This window comes from Gordonia cholesterolivorans, assembly GCF_039531975.1.
GTDB lineage: Bacteria > Actinomycetota > Actinomycetes > Mycobacteriales > Mycobacteriaceae > Gordonia > Gordonia sihwensis.
Genome location: NZ_BAAARB010000006.1, coordinates 126,132 through 146,201 on the forward strand (window position 1 = coordinate 126,132; position 20,070 = coordinate 146,201).

At 69.0% G+C, this 20,070-nt stretch carries 13 protein-coding genes and 1 riboswitch; of the genes, 4 read left to right on the plus strand and 9 right to left on the minus strand.

What is annotated here, in order from left to right; genetic code table 11:
• The first annotated feature begins 10 nt into the window (after window positions 1-10).
• Both ABFX36_RS07930 and putP read left to right on the plus strand, forming a co-directional pair.
• The gene (locus ABFX36_RS07930; RefSeq protein ID WP_062367538.1) at window positions 11-3,541 is read left to right on the plus strand and encodes a bifunctional proline dehydrogenase/L-glutamate gamma-semialdehyde dehydrogenase; all 3,531 of its coding nucleotides are present in this window, start codon (window positions 11-13) and stop codon (window positions 3,539-3,541) included.
• 147 nt (window positions 3,542-3,688) lie between these two features.
• The gene (gene putP / locus ABFX36_RS07935) at window positions 3,689-5,239 is read left to right on the plus strand and encodes a sodium/proline symporter PutP (protein ID WP_346075801.1); all 1,551 of its coding nucleotides are present in this window, start codon (window positions 3,689-3,691) and stop codon (window positions 5,237-5,239) included.
• Window positions 5,240-5,251: 12 nt separating this feature from the next.
• Here the strand turns inward: putP and ABFX36_RS07940 are convergent, their stop codons facing one another.
• Complete coding sequence (locus ABFX36_RS07940) at window positions 5,252-6,469, minus strand: PucR family transcriptional regulator (protein WP_006896501.1); 1,218 nt, start codon at window positions 6,467-6,469, stop codon at window positions 5,252-5,254.
• Window positions 6,470-6,587: 118 nt separating this feature from the next.
• On the opposite strand from ABFX36_RS07940, the gene ABFX36_RS07945 reads away from it, so the two are divergent.
• Window positions 6,588-8,105 carry a flavin-containing monooxygenase gene (locus ABFX36_RS07945; RefSeq protein WP_006896502.1) on the plus strand — a complete coding sequence of 506 codons (1,518 nt, stop codon included), beginning with the start codon at window positions 6,588-6,590 and terminating at the stop codon, window positions 8,103-8,105.
• Window positions 8,106-8,179: 74 nt separating this feature from the next.
• Here ABFX36_RS07945 and ABFX36_RS07950 read toward each other — a convergent pair whose 3' ends face one another.
• From ABFX36_RS07950 to ABFX36_RS07985, 8 genes are all read right to left on the minus strand, one after another.
• Window positions 8,180-9,499, minus strand: a complete 1,320-nt coding sequence (locus tag ABFX36_RS07950; RefSeq protein ID WP_006896503.1) for an Ig-like domain-containing protein — start codon at window positions 9,497-9,499, stop codon at window positions 8,180-8,182.
• 14 nt (window positions 9,500-9,513) lie between these two features.
• Window positions 9,514-10,254 carry a hypothetical protein gene (locus ABFX36_RS07955; protein WP_039867447.1) on the minus strand — a complete coding sequence of 247 codons (741 nt, stop codon included), beginning with the start codon at window positions 10,252-10,254 and terminating at the stop codon, window positions 9,514-9,516.
• Window positions 10,255-10,289: 35 nt separating this feature from the next.
• A complete protein-coding gene (locus tag ABFX36_RS07960) occupies window positions 10,290-11,216 on the minus strand; it encodes a hypothetical protein (RefSeq protein ID WP_006896505.1) in 927 nt (308 codons plus the stop codon).
• A gap of 266 nt (window positions 11,217-11,482) precedes the next feature.
• On the minus strand, window positions 11,483-12,709 hold the full coding sequence (locus ABFX36_RS07965) for an acyl-CoA dehydrogenase family protein (protein WP_006896506.1): 1,227 nt from the start codon (window positions 12,707-12,709) through the stop codon (window positions 11,483-11,485).
• Between the two features lie 94 nt (window positions 12,710-12,803).
• Window positions 12,804-13,610 carry an 8-oxoguanine DNA glycosylase OGG fold protein gene (locus ABFX36_RS07970; protein ID WP_006896507.1) on the minus strand — a complete coding sequence of 269 codons (807 nt, stop codon included), beginning with the start codon at window positions 13,608-13,610 and terminating at the stop codon, window positions 12,804-12,806.
• A 24-nt stretch (window positions 13,611-13,634) separates the two neighbouring features.
• Window positions 13,635-14,126, minus strand: a complete 492-nt coding sequence (locus tag ABFX36_RS07975; RefSeq protein WP_006896508.1) for a histidine phosphatase family protein — start codon at window positions 14,124-14,126, stop codon at window positions 13,635-13,637.
• A 5-nt stretch (window positions 14,127-14,131) separates the two neighbouring features.
• The gene (locus tag ABFX36_RS07980) at window positions 14,132-14,938 is read right to left on the minus strand and encodes a CbtA family protein (RefSeq protein ID WP_346075807.1); all 807 of its coding nucleotides are present in this window, start codon (window positions 14,936-14,938) and stop codon (window positions 14,132-14,134) included.
• A 20-nt stretch (window positions 14,939-14,958) separates the two neighbouring features.
• Window positions 14,959-15,180, minus strand: a complete 222-nt coding sequence (locus tag ABFX36_RS07985) for a CbtB domain-containing protein (RefSeq protein WP_006896510.1) — start codon at window positions 15,178-15,180, stop codon at window positions 14,959-14,961.
• A 62-nt stretch (window positions 15,181-15,242) separates the two neighbouring features.
• Window positions 15,243-15,318, minus strand: a riboswitch (cobalamin riboswitch).
• A 104-nt stretch (window positions 15,319-15,422) separates the two neighbouring features.
• On the opposite strand from ABFX36_RS07985, the gene ABFX36_RS07990 reads away from it, so the two are divergent.
• Window positions 15,423-20,069 (plus strand): ATP-dependent helicase, encoded by a 4,647-nt coding sequence (locus ABFX36_RS07990; RefSeq protein WP_062367046.1) that lies wholly within the window; start codon window positions 15,423-15,425, stop codon window positions 20,067-20,069.
• Window position 20,070 lies beyond the last annotated feature (1 nt).

A 20,070-nucleotide genomic window follows, 5' to 3' on the forward strand; every position in this document is an offset into this window, starting at 1 on the left:
TACTGGCATCATGACCACCGCACACGCCGCCGACCCGATTCCGGCGCCCACCGAAGTGTTCACCGAACTGAACGAGCTCGCCGACTCCTCCGAGAAACTCGTCACCGACTGGCTGCGCGCCGCCGCGGCGGCGCAGACCGAGCCGCATGCGTCCGCTCGCCGTCTCGCCTCGGTCCTGTCCGATCCGCGCGGGCTCGACTTCACCGTCGGTTTCGTCGACCGGGTGATCGGCACCGAGGACCAGAAGGCGGCCGCCCAGGCGCTCGCCGAACTCGCGGCGAGCACCCCGGCCACGCTGGGCGCCTGGGACCGCTTGCAGATCAAGGCCGGCGGCGTCCTGGCCGAGAGGCTGCCCGGGGTGGTCATCCCCGCCGCGCGCGCACGGATGCGTTCGATGGTCGGGCACATGATCGTCGACGCCCGTGAGCGGCCCTTCCGCCGGGCGGTCGCCAAGCTCCGCGAGAGCGGCCATCGGCTCAACATCAACCCGCTGGGCGAGGCCGTGCTCGGTGACGCCGAGGCCGACAACCATCTCGCGGACGCGCGGGCATTGCTGCGGCGCGATGACGTCGACTACGTCTCGATCAAGGTCTCCTCCGTCGCCTCCCAGATCTCGATGTGGGCGTTCGAGGAGACGGCGCAGTACATCATCGACCGACTGACGCCGATGTATCTCCAGGCCGCCGCCGCGCCCGCGGGCACCAAGTTCATCAACCTCGACATGGAGGAATACCGCGATCTGGAACTCACCATCGAGGTGTTCACCCGGCTCCTGAGCCTCCCCGAACTCAAGCACTTCGAAGCGGGGATCGTGCTGCAGGCCTACCTGCCGGACGCACTCGGCGCGATGCAGCGCCTGTCGGACTTCGCCGCCGCCCGGGTGGCGGCCGGCGGCGCAGGGATCAAGGTCCGGCTGGTCAAGGGCGCCAACCTCGCCATGGAGTCGGTGCACGCCGAGGTGGCCGGATGGCCCCAGGTGACCTGCTCGTCGAAGACCGCGACCGATGCCAACTACAAACTCGTGCTGCACTGGCTGCTCAACAGGGATCACATGCGGGGCCTGCGCGTCGGTGTGGCCGGGCACAATCTGTTCGACATCGCCTTCGCCCATCTGCTGGCCGATCGCCGCGGTGTGTCCGACCGCGTCGAGTTCGAGATGCTGCAGGGCATGGCGACCGAGCAGGCCGACGTCCTCAGCGCCGACGTCGGCCGGCTGCTGCTGTACGTGCCGACGGTGAAACCGAAGGAATTCGACGTCGCGATCTCGTACCTGGTACGCCGTCTCGAGGAGAACGCCGCGCCCGAGAACTTCATGTCGGGAATCTTCGACCTCGCGCCCGGAAGTGCGATCTATCACCGGGAGTCGGGGCGGTTCCGCGATGCGCTCGCCGAACTCGGCCGCATCCTCACCACCGACGGCTACGCGCCTCCCCTGCCGAACGACCGGCAGGACCGGACACTCGACCAGTCCGCTGAGACGGCCCTCGATCCGGCACTGCCGCTTCCGGCCTTCGCGAACGAACCGGACACCAACGCCGCCCTGCCCGCCAATCAGCGATGGGCGCGCGACGCGCTCGCCACCGCGACACCGCAGTGGCTCGCCTCCCAGCCCGTTCCCGACGCGATCGCCGAGGACGAGGTGGACGCGCTGGTCGAGCGCGCCCGGTCGGCCGCCGCACAGTGGAGCGCACGCCCGGCCGCCGACCGCGCAGCGATCCTCTACCGCACCGCGGACATCCTCTCCCGCCGGCGCGGACACCTCGTCTCACTGGCCGCGGCCGAGGCGGGCAAGACCGTCGCCCAGTCCGATCCCGAGATCTCCGAAGCCATCGACTTCGCCCGCTACTACGCGCATCGAGCACTGGAACTGGACGAGGTCGCCGCGGCCGCCTTCACTCCGGACCGGGTGATCGTGGTGACACCGCCGTGGAACTTCCCGATCGCGATCCCCGCGGGCGGCACCTTCGCCGCCCTGGCCGCCGGCGCAGCGGTGATCCACAAGCCGTCGAAGCCGACACCGCACTGCTCGATGGCCATTCTCGAAGCCCTCTGGGAGGCAGGTGTTCCGCGCGAGGCGTGCCAGGGAGTGTTTCCCGACGAGGGCCCGGCCGGGCGACGATTGATCAGTCATCCCGACGTCGACCGCGTCGTGCTCACCGGTGCCTCCGAGACCGCGGCCCTGTTCGCGTCCTGGCGTCCGGACCTGCGGATCAACGCCGAGACCTCCGGTAAGAACGCGCTGATCATCACCCCGTCCGCCGATCGCGACCTCGCCATCGCCGATCTGGTCCACAGCGCTTTCGGCCACGCGGGCCAGAAGTGCTCGGCGGCGTCGCTGGCGATCCTCGTCGGCAGCACGTACTCCTCGGAGCGGTTCCGCCGTCAGTTGGTGGACGCGGCCGCCTCACTCGTCGTCGACTGGCCCACCAACCTCTCGGCCACCGTCGGACCGCTCACCGAGGATCCGAGCGATAAGCTGCTGCGGGCCCTGACCACCCTCGAGCCGGGCGAACGCTGGCTCCTGAAGCCGCGGCGGATCGACGACCGACTGTGGTCACCGGGAATCAAGGACGGTGTGGCGCCCGGAACGTTCTTCCACCGCACCGAGTGCTTCGGACCGGTTCTCGGACTGATGCGCGCCGAGACGCTCGACGAGGCCATCGAGTTGCAGAATGCCACCGACTTCGGACTCACCGCGGGTCTGCACTCCCTCGAGCCGCGCGAGGTCCGCTCGTGGATCGACCGCGTCGAGGCGGGAAACGTCTACGTCAATCGCGGCATCACCGGCGCGATCGTCCGCAGGCAGCCCTTCGGCGGGTGGAAGCGGTCGTCGGTGGGTCTGGGTTCCAAGGCGGGCGGTCCCAATTACCTGATGCTCATGGGATCGTGGGCCGACCGCGACTGCCTGCCCGACGCCGCACCGGCCGCGCTCGCCGAGGTCGGCGCCTTCATCGACTCGGTCTCGCCGGTGCTCACCGCCGGCGAGACGGCATGGCTGCGAGCGGCGGTGAGCGACGACGACACCGCGTGGGCCGCCGAGTTCGGGACGCCGCGCGACGAGACGGGCCTGGCCGGCGAGGCGAACATCTTCCGCTATCGCCCCGCGGCGGTGGCGCTGCGGGTGACGGCGGAGTCGACGCCCGCCAAGGTGGCACGACTGCTGGCGGCCGCGCACCGGAGCGGTGCGCGCGTGGTGGCGGCACCGGCGCCGGACATCGGCGACGATCTGCGCGCGGTGCTCGACGCCGCGGCGGCGCTGGGCGTGCCGGTCGATCCCGCCCGCGACGACCGGGCCTTCGTCGACCGGATCGGACGGGCCGGCATCGCCCGTGTCCGCCTGGATTCTCCGGCGACACCGGCACTGCGCGATCTCACCCTCGGACGGCCCGAACTCGCGGTGCTCGACGACACCGTCACCGCGTCCGGACGCGTCGAACTGCGGTACTGGCTCGCCGAGCAGTCGGTCTCGATGACCCTGCATCGATTCGGGAACCTCGACCGCGCCTTCGTCGAATTGGCCGAAGACCTCAAGTCTTCATAGATCGCCACAATGTGGGGACGTGCATCTTGTACGTCCCCACATGCTTTGCCGGGCCGGTCACCGGGAAGAATCGTCGTGAGCGGGAGACCTGTGTCACATTTGACGCGTGTGTTGCTTCCGGCTGAACCCACCTCTAGGAGATGACCTATGACCGTCGCGCCCGACGAGAAGACCATCCAGCTGGTCGCGGTCGCGCTGTACTTCGCAGCCATGCTCGGCATCGGCTGGTACGCGTACCGCCGCACGCGGAACAGTCTGGACGATTACATGCTCGCCGGCCGCGGCCTCAAGCCGTGGGTCGCCGCACTCAGCGCGGGTGCGTCGGACATGTCGGGTTGGCTGCTGATGGGCCTGCCGGGCGCGATGTATCTCTCCGGCCTCTCGGCGTCCTGGATCATGATCGGCCTGCTGATCGGCGCGTGGACCAACTGGAAGCTGGTCGCGCCGCGACTGCGCGCATACACGCAGGTGGCAGGTGACTCGATCACGATTCCGAGCTTCTTCGAATCGCGATTGCACGACGACTCGCGCATCCTCCGGATCACCTGCGGCGTCATCATCCTGGTGTTCTTCACGTTCTACGTCTCCAGCGGCATGGTCGCCTCCGGCAAGTTCTTCGACAGCTCCTTCGGGGTCGACTACACCGCGGGCATGCTGATCGTCGCCGGCACCACCATGCTGTACACGCTGTTCGGCGGGTTCCTCGGCGCGTCGCTCACCGACGTGGCGCAGGGGCTGCTGGTGGTGGTCGCGCTTCTGGCGGTTCCGATCATCGGCATCATCGACCTGGGCGGCGTCGGCGCCACCATCGACGGAGTGAACGCCGCCATGGACAACGGTCTGAGCTTCTTCGCCGGGACCACCGTCATCGGCATCATCTCGGCGGCCGCGTGGGGCCTGGGCTACTTCGGGCAGCCGCACATCATCGTGCGTTTCATGGCGCTGCGGTCCCCGTCCGAGGCCGGTGTCGCCCGCCGAATCGGCATCGGCTGGATGCTGCTGTGCGCGCTCGGCGCCGTCGGCACCGCACTGGTCGGCATCGCCTACTTCGCCGAGCACACCGCGCAGGCCCCGAAAGACGCCGAGACCGTGTTCCTGTCGCTGTCGCAGCTGCTGTTCCACCCCTTCATCGCGGGCCTGGTGCTGGCCGCCGTGCTCGCGGCCATCATGTCCACCATCTCGTCCCAGCTCGTCGTCTGCTCGTCGGCTCTGGTGGAGGATCTGTACAAGCTGGTCGCCGAGAAGACCGGCAGGGGCCGTGAACTCACCGACAAGACCTACGTCATGCTCGGCCGTCTCGGCGTTCTGACGATCGCGGTGATCGCCGCGCTGCTGGCGATCTCGCCGTCGAACAGCATCCTGGATCTGGTCGCCTTCGCCTGGGCGGGCTTCGGGTCGGCCTTCGGCCCGGCGGTGATCCTCTGCCTGTACTGGCGCCGGGTCAGCACCGTCGGAGTCCTGTCGGGCATCGTCGCGGGCGCGGTCGTCGCCTACGTGTGGGGTCAGACCTCGCTGAGCGAGGACCTCTACGAGATCATCCCGGGCTTCGCCGCCAGCCTGATCGTCACCGTGGTCGTCAGCCTGCTGACCTTCCGCGCGGACCCGGAGATCGATGCCGAGTTCACCCGCGCGGTGGAGCTGAGCCGGTCCAAGGAGCCGTTCACTCATCAGACGGACGACGTCCTCGCCGACGTCTGACCCGCCGCGCCCCTACTCGCGCCACCGCAGCGCTTCGAGCGCCGCCGCCACGGCGACGGCGTTCGTCTCCAGCGGCCGCGGCAGCAACTCCTGGGCACGCGCCACATGCCGGACCACGGTATTGCGATGCGTGTACAGGCGTGCGGCGGCCGCGCTCGCGTTGCACTGACAGGCGAACCACATCCGAACCGATTCGTGGAGACCGCGGTCGGCGGACGCCAGATCGCCGAGGGTGTGCGCGACGAAGGCGTCCAGCCGTGTCAGATCGCGCGTCATCGCCGCCAGCAACGCGAGATCGTCGTATGCGGCGAACCGCGCCGTCGAGCCGAGCCTGGTCAGCAGTTGCTGTCCTTCGAGTGCTTCGAAGTGGCTGCGGCGGAACCCCTCTCGACCCGCGCCGGGCGAGCCGGCCGTCACCCGTACATGCGGGTGCGCCGCGAGGGCCGCGTCCACCACCAGCCGATCGGTCGGCAGCCACACCCACAGTTCCGAGGCCCCGGCCAGGACGGTGAGACGGCGACCGACGCCGGAGGCGACCATGATCGCCTCGCAGGCGGCCTCCAGATCGTCAGGTGCCAGCCCGGCGTCCCCGGAGATCACCATCGCCGACTGCGGTCCTTCGATCGAATATCGGAGAGCGAGGTCGGCGCGGGCCGGCGCGATCGGCGCACCCTCCAGGATCAGCGCGACCGCAGCACGCCGCTGGGCGTGGTTGTCGCCAGCGAGTTCGGCGCGGGCGACGTCGATCTGGTGCGTCAGTTCGGCCACCGTGTCGTCGATGAAGGTGGCGATCGAGACCGAGGTCACCTCGAGAAGCTCCCGCAGCAGTCTCGCGTCCGAGGTCAGACCGAAGCAGATCTGCATCCAGAGCCGCCAGGCGGTGTTCTGCGCGGTGCGGAACGAGTCGAGCGCACCGGCGTCGAATCCGCGCCTGACCAGATCGCGGACGAAGCCGATCGTCTCCTCGTTGAGGTTGACGCTCACCCGTGCGCCGGGATCGGCCAGGTTGCTTCGAGCCCAGTGGTTGAGATTGCCCTCGTTGATCCGCAGGGCGACCTCTCGCAGATCCGCATCCACGAGGACGCGCTCCATCCCGGCGGGGTGCATCGCGGCGTGGTTCATATCGGCGATCCATTCGGGCGGAGCGTTCAGAACCGTCTCCACCCCGGCCCGGATGAGGTCGGCCACCTCGCGACTGGGCTCGGCCAGTTCTGCCTCGTCAGACGCCATATGGTTGATTATGCACTCCGACTGCGGCCATGCTGGTGCGATTCATCCTTGCTTTTCATCGACGGTTACAACGATCATTGGTATCGAAGGTTCAGCCCTCCTGACGAGAAGGAACACCATGACCACCGAATCGACGGGCACATCGGCCACCGCCGACTCGATTTTGAGCGAGCAGCCGCTCGACGTCGTCGTCCTCGGCGCAGGCATCTCCGGAATCGGCGCCGCGCACTACCTCACCACCGAGCATCCCGGAAAGAGCTTCGTGATCCTCGAATCACGCGACTCCATCGGCGGTACCTGGGATCTGTTCCGGTACCCCGGTATCCGCTCCGACTCCGATCTCAACACATTCGGGTACGAGTTCAAGCCGTGGCGCGATCCCCAGGCCATCGCCGACGCACCCCGCATCCTCGACTACCTGCGTGAGGCCGTCGCCGAGGACCGCCTGGAGTCGAAGATCGCGTTCAACCGCCGCGCGGTGTCGGCCGACTGGTCCGAGGCCGAGCAGTTGTGGACCCTGACCGTCAAGCACAACGACACGGGCGAGACCTCCGAGGTCAAGACCCGCTGGGTGTTCGCGGGCACCGGCTACTACAACTACGACGAGGGCTTCACTCCGGAGTTCGCAGGCAGCGACGACTTCGCGGGGCAGATCGTCCATCCGCAGCACTGGCCCGAGGATCTCGACTACCGGGGCAAGAAGGTCGTCGTCATCGGGTCCGGCGCCACCGCCGTCACCCTGGTCCCCTCGATGGCGGGCGATGCCGCCCACGTCACGATGCTCCAGCGCACGCCGACCTACGTGATCCCGCTTCCCCGCGAGGACGCCATCTCCAACGCGCTCAAGAAGACGCTCGGCGCCGAGCGCGGCTACCGGCTGAGCCGTCAGAAGAACATCTTCCAGCAGAAGCTGGTGTACCAGTTCTGCCAGCGCTACCCGAGCGTCGCGCGCAGGGTCATCCGCGCCTCCAATGCGGCGCTCCTCCCCCGCGACTACGACCTGGACACCCACTTCAACCCGCCGTACAACCCGTGGGACCAGCGGCTGTGCGTGGTCCCGGACGGCGACCTGTTCAAGGCGATCAAGAAGGGCACCGCGTCCATCGAGACCGGCCGGATCAAGCGGTTCGTCGCCGACGGCATCGAACTCGAGTCCGGTCAGGTGCTCGAGGCCGACATCATCGTCACGGCCACCGGTCTCAACCTGCAGTTGTTCGGCGGGATGGAGCTCAGCCGCGACGGCGAGCCGATCGACCTGTCCGAGACCGTCGCCTACCGTGGCGTGATGCTGTCCGGCGTGCCCAACTGGGTGCTGGCGATCGGCTACACGAACTCGTCGTGGACGCTGAAGATCGGCCTGCTGTGCGAGTACTTCTGCCGCATGCTGACCCACATGGACCAGGGCGGCTACAGCTCGGTGCGGCCGGTGGCCGATCCCGGCATGGAGACCCGGCCGCTGCTCGATTTCGGCGCCGGATACGTCAAGCGGGCCCTCGACCGTCTGCCGAAGCAGGGCACACAGAGCCCGTGGACCATGACCATGGCGGTCTCCGCCGACGTCAAGCAGCTTCGCAAGGGCGAGGTCGACGACGCCTTCCTGGACTACCGGAAGGTCGCCGCCACCGTCGACGCCTGAGGCTTCCCCTTCGAGTACGGGTGCCCCGGACCTCATGGTCCGGGGCACTCGTGTCTATCGGTGGTCGGCGTCGCTCAGTTGCTGCTGCCGACCGCGTCGGTGATGCCGCCGAACAGCCCGCCGAGGCTCCCGCCGAACAGGCCACCGAGGCTGCCGCCGCCCAGGCTGCCCGTGCTGCCGCCGTCGCCGCCGGTGCCGGGATCGGGGTCGCCACCGTCACCGGGACCGCCCGGATCGCCTCCGCCGTCACCGGGGTCGCCGCCGCCGGCGGCCTCGACGACCAGGTTCCTTATCGACGACTTCGCGCCCACCACGGCCTTCAACTCCACGGCACCGGCGGTCGTGGGAGTCCACTGACAGGTGGCTTTGCCGTTCGCGAGGACGAGCCCGGAGCAGATCGCGGCACCGTTCGCGGTGAGTGTGACCGCACTGCCCTCGGATGCGTCGGACGTCACCACGACCGGGGTTGCGGTGCCGACCTTGGGCGATCCGTTGACCGCGATCACCGGCGCACCGGGTTCGGGTTCGGGGTCGGCTGCCGCGACGGTGCCCGTGATCGTCGCGTTGGACGCCTCGATGGTCGCGGTTCCCGAATAGACCGCCTTCAGCGAGTAGGCGCCACCCGCGGCGGGCTTCCAGTTCGTCGTCGCGACTCCCGCGGCGACGGTCCCGGTTCCGATCGAGGCGCCGTTGTTGAAGAATTCGACCGTGCCGCCGGTGGCGCCGCTGCCGCCGGCCGTGACCGTCGCCTTCACAGTCGAGGTCTCACCGGCCTTGGGCGCCGGCGTCACCGACACGGCCGTGGCCGACGCGGTCTTGGGGGCGGGTGTTTCCACGGTGATGGTCGGGCCCACGTTCGACTGGTTGTTGTTCTTCTCGAACACGTTGGTGGTGGACCACTGCAGGCCGCCGGTGTTCAGCGTGCCCGGCGCACACTCCACCGTGTAGTCCTGCGTCCAGATCAGCGGCTTGGCCTCCCACGAACCGCCACCGGTCGCATCGATCATCACCCAGCCGTCGCCGGAGGTCACCTCGTTCGGCTTCTTGGTCCCGGGACCGTCCGGATTGTTCGTGTAGGTCCCGCCCGAGACCGTCCACACGGAGGTGTTCGGCACCGCTTTCATGCACGACGGATGATTGTCGCGCACGCTGTACACCAGCCACCCCAACTTGCGGTCGATCCGATTCGTGATGGTGACCGTGTCACCGACCTTCACCTTGCCGTCGACCAAGGCCGCGCTCCCGACCGTCCGCGAGAAGCTGACGGTGTCGTTGCCGCCGGTCACCGGCGTCATCGTCTCCGCGCCCGCGGCCCCGGCCGCCGTGGTCCCTGCGATGATCGCCGCGGACGTCGACAGCAGGGCGACGAGCGCAGGTCTGTTGAGTCTGCTCATCTGATTGCTCCTGATCATCCGAAGAGGTTCGAGAGACTGCCGGACCCGAGGCTTCCGGACCCGGAGCTACCCGACCCCGAACTGCCGCCGGCACCGCCCGTGCCCTCGCCGCCCGAGCCGTCACCGCCGGAACCCGTGCCGCCGCTGCCGGTGTCTCCACCGGAACCGTCCCCGCCACCGGGCGACGACGCCGGGACCACCGTGATGGTCGGACCGACATCGGGCTTGTTGTTGTTCTTCTCGAACGCGTTGGTCGTCGACCATTGCAGACCACCCGTGTTCAGGGTGCCAGGAGCGCAGGTGACCACGTAGTCCTGCGTCCAGATCAGCGGCTTGGCCTCCCACGAACCGCCACCGGTCGCATCGATCATCACCCAGCCGTCGCCGGAGGTCACCTCGTTGGGCTTCTTGGTCCCGGGACCGTCCGGATTGTTCGTGTAGGTCCCGCCCGAGACCGTCCACACGGAGGTGTTCGGCACCGCCTGCAAGCACGACGGATGATTGTCGCGCACGCTGTACACCAGCCACAACATCTTCCGGTCGATCCGATTCGTGATGGTGACCGTGTCACCGACCTTCACCTTGCCGTCGACGAGGGTGGCGCCCTCGACCGATCGTTGGAAACTCACGGTGTCGTTCTCACCGCTGACGGGGCCGACGGTGTCGGCGGCCGCCGCACCGGTGCCGATTCCCGCCAGCGCGGCAGCCGCCGCGCAACTGCCCACGACCGCCACTGTCCGTCTGATTGTCGACATGTTCGTCTGCTTTCTCGAGGTGTTGGTATGCGCGCTCATCCGAGGCTGCCCGTGTAGATGCTTCCGGTGTCCATGCCGGCGCTTCCGCTGCCGAGGCTTCCACCGAGACTGCCGCTCGCCGGGCTGGCCGAGACGTAGACGCTCTCGGTCACGGTGACCGGCTCTGCGCTGGAGATGACGGCGCGCAGCGGGTAGGTCCCGGCCTTCTTCGGCACCCAGGTGCAGCTGACGCGGCGGTCACCGTCGAGCTCGAGGTTGCCGCAACCGTCGAGCGACTTGCCGTCGGCGGTGAGGACCACCTTGTCGCCGGGGCGGCCGTCGGGGTTCTTGACGGTGATCTCGACGTCGTTGTCGGCCATCGCATCCTTCGGGTTCACCGAGATCCCGGGAACGCCGCGCGTCACCTCGATGTTCGGGCCGACGTTCGGATGGTCGCCGTTGTCGCCCACCCAGGTGGTCGAGTACTGCAGTCCGCCGGTGTTCAGCACCCCGACGTCGCACTTGAGCAGGTAGTCCTGCGACCAGGCGATGCTCTCCCAGGAGTTGGCCGCGGGCGCGTCGATCTTCGCCCATCCCGGACCGGAGGAGAACTCGTCGGGCTTCATGGCGCCGGAGACGTTCGGATTGTTCGTGTAGGTCTTGCCGCTCACCTTCCACACCGAGGTGTTGGGCACGGCCTCCATGCACGTCGGGTGCGTGTCCTTGACCCAGTAGATGAGCCATGCGAGTTTGCGGTCGAGCCGGTTGGTGACGGTGATGACCTCTCCGTTGGGCACCTTGCCGTCGACCAGTTTGAGTCCGCTGATCTCGCGGGAGAAGTTCACGGCACTGCTGCTGCCCTTCGCCGGACCGACGGTGTCGGCGTCCGCCGCACCCGATCCGGACATCACGCCGACCGCGCCCAGCGCAGCGATCGCCCCTGCCGCTGCGAGTCGTCGCAGCACGATCTTGGTTTTCAACACAGCCTCCTCGATTCGCGGCGCGGGATCAGGTGGGAGGGCGCCGCGACAGCGTCCGATAAATGTATGGATCCGACGAGGGCGAACGCTTCATCGAGCTGTCGATACGTCCCGAATTGCGTGCTGCCAGCACAAAAACTGCGACATATCGGCCGTTCGTAGGACGGCCGGCACGAAGTGGAGGGCGGCGCACCGCCCGCCGGACACGACGATGCCCGCAGGTTCCCCTGCGGGCATCGGTCGGAGTCGATGTGGTTCGGTCGCGCGCCCTACTGCGCCAGCAGTCCCTTCGCCACGTGGGTCACCTGGATCTCGTTCGACCCGGCGTAGATCATCAGCGACTTCGCATCGCGCGCCAGCTGCTCCACGCGGTACTCGGCCATGTAGCCGTTGCCGCCGAAGAGCTGCACCGCCTCCATCGCGACCTCGGTCGCCGCCCGGGAGGAGTACAGCTTCATCGCGGACGCCTGGGCCAGTGTCGGCGGCTTGCCGGCCTTGGCCGCCTCCATCGCGACGAAGAGCATGTTCTGCACGTTGAGCCGCGCGATCTCCATCTCCGCGAGCTTGAGCTGAATTAGCTGGAACTTTCCGATCTCCTGTCCCCACAGGGTGCGCGTCTTGGCGTAGTCGATGGAGAGCCGCTGGCATTCGTTGATGATGCCCAGGGACAGCGCGGCGATGCCGATCCGCTCGGCGGTGAATCCGGCCTTCGCGCTGTCGCCGCCCCGCTTGTCCGATCCGGTCTCCTCGGTCTCTCCGAGCAAACGATCCCGGCCCACCCGGACGTTGTCGAAGAACAGCTCACCGGTCGGCGAACTCATCATGCCCATCTTCTTGAACGGCTTGCCCTGGGTGAGTCCCTCCATGCCCTTGTCGAGGACGAAGGTGAGCACCTTGCGATCGCGCATCGGCGTGCCGTCGCCCTCGTCGAGCTTGGCGAAGACCACCATGGTGTCGGCGTACGGGCCGTTGGTGATGAAGGTCTTGTTGCCGTTGAGGATGTAGTCGTCGCCGTCGCGGCGCACCGTCGTCTTCATCCCGCCGAGCGCGTCCGAGCCGCTGTCGGGCTCGGTGATGGCCCACGCCCCCACCTTCTCCATAGTCACCAGCTCCGGAAGCCAGCGACGCTTCTGCGCCAGGGTGCCGCGGCTGCGGATCGTCGAGACCGTCAGGCCCAGTGAGACGCCCATCGACGCGATGAGGCCCAGGCTGACCCCCGCCATCTCCATGTTGAGGATCAGGAACATCGAGTTGGCGAGACTGTTCGATCCGCCGCCCGAGGATCGCGGCTCGCCCGCCTCCTCGGCTGCGAGCTCCTTCTCCAGGCTCTCGGCGTTCATCGAGTCCATCCCGAAGGTCGCCAGCATCTTGCGGAGGATGTCGTACGGCGGGAGCGACCCCGACTCCAGACCCTCCAGATTGGGCCGGACCTCCTTGTCGATGAAGCCGCGCACAGCGTCGCGGACCATCACATCTTCCTCAGACCACTCGAACATCAAGCCTCCAAACTGGAACACGTTTCACTTAGGTCTGACGGTAGCGCATCGTGTCACCGACCCGGTAGGTCGACGCCCTCAGTCGACCGGCTCGTCACAGCGCCGATCCGTCCCGTACGGCGGCCTCGGCCAGGCGACTGTGCCACTGCCGATTGAGCCACATCTCGACCAGTTCCGGCGCCACGCCCGCCTGCGCGGCCCAGCGGTGAAGCAGGGAGTTGTACCGCACGTATCTGCGGACGGAGTAGTGCGACACCGACGACGCGACAAGCCAGCCGTTCCACGTGAGACTGCCGGCGCTGGCAGCATCCAGCAGTTGCGGACGGTCGGGTGCCCCGGAGTGGATCGCCCAGCAGTACAGGGACATCAGGACGTGGCCCACACCAGGAGCGACCGGCCATCCCGACCAGTCCCGATACGCCGCGGCGTCGATCAGTGCCGGAGCGCGCCGGCAGGCGACGAGCGCACGCTCGACCGCGGCGAACGGCGTGCCCGCATCCCGCCCGGACCGGACGTCGACGAATCGGCGGACACCGCCGCGCAGCGGGTGCTCGGCCAGCCAGGCGGCACACATGTACAGGCGATCGAGTTCCGGTTCGTCACCGAGGCCCATTCCGTGCACACCCGGCTCGAGATCGCCCCGACGCAGGTACGCGGTGCCCTTCCACACCTGCGTTCCGTCCGCATCGCGCCCGCTGACCTGCGCCGGGATCTCGCACTGAGCCAGGCGCTCGTTCCACCAGTCGAGATCCACTTCGACGACATCCTCGAGAACCGTCTCGGCGTAGGGCTGGTTCCGGCACCAGGCGATGCAGTCCGCCGGAATCACCAGGTGCGCGTCCGCGCCGTCGCCGCTCCAACTCTCGTCCATGCGGCCGATGGTCGCACGGCCCTCTGACATCGACGTCGCACCTGCTCCGCGACGTCAGAGCGTGACCGTGTACAGCCCGCCCGGGCACACGTCGGCCGCAAAGAAGCTCGCGGCGTCCTCGCAGAGCACGGCCTGTGCGACCGGGCCCGCGACCACGAGCGTCGCCGGCCCACCCGCGGCGAGCGCGGCGAGAACGCCGCGAATCCGACCCACGAACGCGCCGACCGACTCACCGCCGTGGCCCGACCACAGGGGATCGCCGAACCAGGCGCCCAACTGCGCCGGGTCGACCGACTCCGGCGCGGTCGACCGCCAGCGGCCGACGTCGAGCGACGCCAGTCGCGGGTCGACGCCGAACAGACCGCACGCCAGGCGTGCGGTCTGCGTCACCGATCTCTCGGGTCCGGCGATCACCCGTCCGGCCCGGGGCAGCCGCGATGCGAGCGCCGCCGCATCCCGGCGGCCACGCGAGTCGAGATCGTCGTGCTCGCCGCCGAACCGGACCGCTCTGTTGGGTGCGGTCCGCGCGGCGACCACCAGATGCACCGACGTCAGGCGCCGACCTCCGCGAGCGTGCGGTCGGAAGTCTTGGACCGGCGCATCATCACGCCGAGCAGCGCGACGAACGCCACGGTCAGGACCGTCCACAGAAGTACCTGGTTCGCGATCGCGTACACCCGGAAGTCGGCCACCACCTGTCCGGGGAATCCGGCGCCGACGATCCGGTCGCCGTCCATCACCGGACCGGGGATCTCCTTGAACTCGGGAAGAAGCGCGGCCGTGATGGTCACACCGACCAGGTACACCACCGCGGAGGTGACACCCGACCACAGTCCGCCGATCCGGTCCGCGAGCCGGCAGCCGAGGATCACCGCGACGACCATCAGCGCCACCGACACCAGCGTCAGCGTCAGGTAGGCGCCCGACCGCGCTCCGATGGTGTCCTCCTCGCCGACCGCGGGCGGGTTGGGCGGGTAGACGAAGTAGGGGACGCCGATCACGGCCACGAAGGCCACGGCACCCAGCCCCGCTGCGACCGCCCGAGGGTCCGCGGCCGGCCACCGACGTCCCACGTAGGCCCACAGAACTGTGAACGCGACGGCGAACAGGGCGCCCATCGCGACGGCGAAGACGACCGTGCCGACTCCCGCACCGATGTTCTCCTGGACGGTTCGGCTGTAGATCTCTTGCTCGTGTGCATGCTCGCCGGACAGCATCGACTCGGCGTGCGACCGCTCCTCCTCGTAGTCGATGGCCAGCCGCACCTGCGGTTCGATGAAGATCCGCGCATAGACGAACGACACCAGTCCGGCGATCAGGCCTGCGAGCACGCCTGCGCCGGTGAATCTGCGCTCCATTGTTCTGTTGTCTCCCCGGCTCAGTGGCAGGGGAAGCCGAGGAAGTGCCGTGCGTCGTGCACGAACTCGTGGACATGGGTGTCGCTGCCGAACACCGACACCGCGCCCTGGTCGTATCCCAGGAAGTAGTAGGCGAGCGCCGCGAGTGCCACGGTGGCGGTGAGCCAGAGGGCCGCGCTCGCGGCGGAGAGGTTCGGCACGGCGAGGGAACGTACGCCCTGCGTTGCGGTGGATGCGGTCATCGTCGACGTCCTGTTCTCCCGGATCACGCGCCCGGGGTCGGCATTGTTCACACCGATGCGACTGTCTGGCTCGCAGTCCGACGGCGTCGTCGGCGGACCGCTCACAGTGGCGCGACCGCCCCGGATTCGCACCGGGTTAACCGCATCGGCCCGCTGAGTGTACCGCCGGCCGCAATCCGCTGAGTGTCACAGGTGTGCGCTTGAATGGGAGTGTGGCATCGGGCAGTCAGATCCTTCGGAGCATGCATCCGGCCACGCAGCGGTGGTTCAGCGACGCGTTCGGCGCGCCGACCCGAGCCCAATCCGGTGCGTGGACGGCGATCGCCCGCGGCGAGAACACCCTCGTCGTGGCTCCGACCGGGTCGGGCAAGACCCTCGCAGCCTTCCTGTGGGCCATCGACTCGCTGTACCGCGAGCGGATCGACGCCGCGACCGGCGGCAGTGCGGGCACCGCTCCGGGTGTCCGGATCCTCTACATCTCACCGCTCAAGGCACTCGCCGTCGACGTGGAGCGGAACCTGTCGGCACCACTGGTGGGCATCGCGCACGCGGCGCAGATCATGGGACTCGACGCACCGTCGATCACGGTCGGAGTCCGGTCCGGGGACACCTCGGCGGCCGACCGCCGACGGCTGCAGACCCATCCGCCCGACATCCTGATCACCACGCCCGAATCGCTCTACCTGATGCTGACCTCCTCGGTGCGCGAGACCCTCGCCACGGTGACGACGGTGATCGTCGACGAGGTGCACGCCGTCGCAGCGACCAAGCGGGGCACGCACCTGGCGCTCTCGCTCGAACGGCTCGATGCGCTGCTCGAGCGGCCCGCGCAGCGCATCGGGCTGTCAGCGACCGTGCGGCCCGAGGAACTCGTCGGCGAGTTCCTGGCGGGCGAGGGCGACTGCACCGTCGTGAAGCCGCCTGCGGCGAAGACCTTCGACCTCTCCGTGGACGTGCCGGTGGAGGACATGACCGCCATCCCGCCGCCGGACACCGGGACGGACGATCTCGACGACGCCTTCTCCCCGACCGCCGGTTCCCTCTGGCCCCACGTGGAGTCGGCGATCGTCGACCGCATCGAGGAGAATCGCTCGACGATCGTCTTCGCGAACTCTCGTCGTCTCGCCGAACGTCTGACCGCCCGGCTGAACGAGATCGCCGCCGAACGCGCGGGCATCGAGTTCGACCCGGACCGACCGAACCCGACAGTGCCCGGCGGGATGCCCGCCTACGTCTCGGCCAGTGGAGACACGGCGGGCGCGCCCGCCGTCCTCGCCCGCGCCCACCACGGCTCGGTGAGCAAAGAGCAGCGTGCACAGATCGAGGACGATCTGAAATCCGGCAGGCTCCGGTGCGTGGTCGCAACGAGCTCACTGGAACTCGGCATCGACATGGGTGCCGTCGACCTCGTGATCCAGGTGGAGGCCCCGCCGTCCGTCGCGGCCGGGCTGCAGCGCATCGGCCGCGCCGGACACCGGGTCGGCGAGGTGAGTCGCGGCGTGCTGTTTCCGAAGCACCGCACCGACCTGATCCACTGCACGGTGGTGGCGCAGCGAATGCTCGCCGGCCGCATCGAGGCGCTCTCGGTACCGGCCAACCCGCTCGACATCCTCGCCCAGCAGACCATCGCGGCGACCGCCGTCGACGATCTCGACGTCGACGACTGGTACGCGACCGTCCGGCGCGCGATGCCGTATCGGACCCTCACCCGCGACGTGTACGACGCCGTCCTCGATCTGATATCCGGCCGGTATCCGTCCGACGAATTCGCCGAACTGCGCCCGAGGGTGGACTACGACCGCGCAGCCGGGCGGCTCACCGCCCGGCGCGGCACCCTGCGTCTGGCGGTCACCTCCGGCGGGACCATCCCCGACCGCGGGCTGTTCGGCGTCTTCCTCGTGGGCGGGACCGACCGCGCAGAAAGCGGCCAACCCCGCCGGGTCGGAGAGCTCGACGAGGAGATGGTCTACGAGTCACGGGTCGGCGACGTGTTCGCCCTCGGCGCGTCGAGCTGGCGAATCGAGGAGATCACACACGATCGGGTGCTGGTCTCGCCCGCGTTCGGCATGCCGGGGAGGCTGCCGTTCTGGATCGGCGACGCCGTCGGTCGTCCGGCCGAGCTCGGTGCGGCGATCGGTGAGTTCATCGGGATCGCGGGCCATGAGGAGAAGCTCGCCGCACTCGCCGCCGAACTCGGGCTCAGTGCCAATGCAGAGCGCAACCTGTCCGCGCTGATCGCCCAGCAGCGCGATGCCACCGGCGTGCTCCCGACCGACCGCACCCTCGTACTGGAACGCTTCCGCGACGAGCTCGGCGACTGGCGGCTGGTGCTGCACTCCCCCTACGGCCTGCGGGTCCACGCACCGTGGGCCGGTGCCGTGGCCGCGCAGCTCTCGGCACGTCTCGGCATCGACGGGGCCACCACTGCCACCGACGACGGCATCATCGTGCGCCTCCCCGACACCGATGACGATCCGCCGGGGGCCGACGTCTTCCTCCTCGACCCCGAGCACATCGAAGCGGACGTCACACGCGCGCTGGCCGATTCGTCACTGTTCGCGTCGCGGTTCCGCGAGTGCGCCGGGCGGGCGCTGCTGCTTCCGCGCCGTGATCCCGGAAAGCGTGCCCCGCTGTGGCAGCAGCGGCAGCGCAGCGCCCAGCTGCTGGCGGTGGCGTCGCGCTTCAGCGATTTCCCGATCATTCTCGAGACGGTCCGCGAATGCCTCTCCGACGTCTACGACCTGCCCTCGCTGGTGGACGTCCTCACCCGCATCATGCAGCGCAAGATCCGGATCACCGAGGTCGAGACGTCCACGCCGTCGCCCTTCGCGGCCTCGATGCTGCTCGGCTACGTCGGCTCGTTCATCTATGACGACGACGCCCCGCTCGCCGAACGCCGGGCGACCGCGCTGTCCCTCGACACCGCGTTGCTCGCCCAGCTCCTCGGCCGCGTCGACCTGCGTGAGTTGCTCGATCCCGCAGTGATCACGGAGGTCGTCGCACGGCTCCAGCGGACGGCTCCGGAACGGCGGGCGCGCGACGATCAAGATGTGGTGGACCTGCTGCGATGGCTGGGACCGTGCACACCCGGACAGATCGCCGAACGCTACCGGGGCGACGACCCACTCGCCGTTCCGCTCGACGAGGTGCTCGAGCGACTCGTCGCCGACGGCCGCCTGATCGAGGTGCCCTTCCGCGGCGCGACCGCTCTGGCCTCGGTCGACGACGCAGCGCGCCTCCGCGACGGCCTCGGCATACCGCTCCCGCTGGGCGTCCCCGCCGCCTACCTCCAGCCTGTCGCCGATCCCCTGGCCGACCTGGTGCACCGTTACGCCCGCACCCACGGACCGTTCACCACCGCCGATGTCGCGGAAGCTCTCGGCATGGCGCCCGCGGTGGTGACCCGGACCCTTGAAGAGCTCGCGGCGCGACGAACGGTGATCGAGGGCGAGTTCATTCCGCTCCCGCCCGAACCGCAGACCGGGCGCACCCCGAGCCAGTGGTGCCATTCCGACGTCCTCACCCAGCTCCGCCGCGGATCGCTGGCGGCCGGGCGCGCCGAAGTGGAGCCGGTCAGCGCCGAGGCGTACAACCGATTCCTGCTCGGCTGGCAGCACGTCACCGGGAAGTCACGGCTGCGCGGCGCCGCCGGCGTCGCGGCCGTCGTCGAGCAACTCGCCGGACAGCCGATACCGGCGTCGGCGTGGGAGACGCTGGTGCTGCCGGCCCGGGTGGAGGACTACCGGCCGTCGATGCTCGATGAGCTGACCGCCTCCGGCGAGGTGATCTGGTCCGGACACGGGGGCATCGGCGGGGCCGACGGCTGGGTGGCCCTGCATCTGGCCGACGCCGCCGCACTCACCCTCCGGCCCGCCGAGGACACCGAACTGACTCCCGCGCAGGACGCGGTCCGGACCGCTCTCGACCGGGGCGGGGCCCTGCGCTTCCGCGAGCTGTCCGACGCGCTGAACAACGCAGAGCACGCGATCCCCGACGGTGAACTGCCGGACCTGCTGTGGGATCTCGTCTGGGCCGGGCTCATCACGAACGACTCGTTCTCGGTGGTCCGCGCCGCGCTGAACCCGCCGCGCAGCGCACGATCGTCGGCCACCTCCGCCCACCGGACTCGCGGTCGGCCGCCGCGTCTGCGCGCCGCGCGGCTGTCGTCGCAGTATCTGGCGGGTGCTGCGGGTGCGGCAGCCACGCCGCCCACGGTCGGGGGGCGGTGGTCGGTGATCCGTCGCATCGCCGTCGATCCGACCACCGCTGCCGCTGCCACCTGCGAGGTGCTTCTCGACCGCTACGGCGTGGTGACGAAGGGAGCCGTGACCGCCGAATCGACCGAGGGCGGGTTCGCGCGAATCTACAAGGCGCTCGGCGTCTTCGAGGACAACGGCCAGGTGCGGCGCGGGTACTACATCGACGGGCTGGGAGGCGCGCAGTTCGCCGCCGGTCACACCGTCGACATCCTGCGCGAGTCGGCTGTCGTCGCACGCCAGGAACGGTGCGCGGCGGTGGTGCTCGCGGCCACCGATCCGGCGAATCCGTACGGTGCGGCCCTCGACTGGCCCGAGCGAGCCGTCGAATCGGGGCATCGGCCCGGCCGGAAGCCGGGAGCGGTCGTGATCCTGGTGGGCGGACGCGCCGCGGTGTTCATCGAGCGCGGCGGAAAGACGGTGCTCACCTTCACCGCCGAGACCGAGATCCTCGAGGCGGCCGCGGCGGCGCTGTCGCACGCGGTCACCACCGGGGCGGTGCCGCGCATCCACATCGATCAGGTCGACGGCGAGCCGGTACGCCGCACACCGCTGGGTGACCGACTGGTCGCCTCCGGCTTCGCGACCACGCCCCGGGGGCTGCGGATGAACTACGACCCGAGGAGCCGGTAGC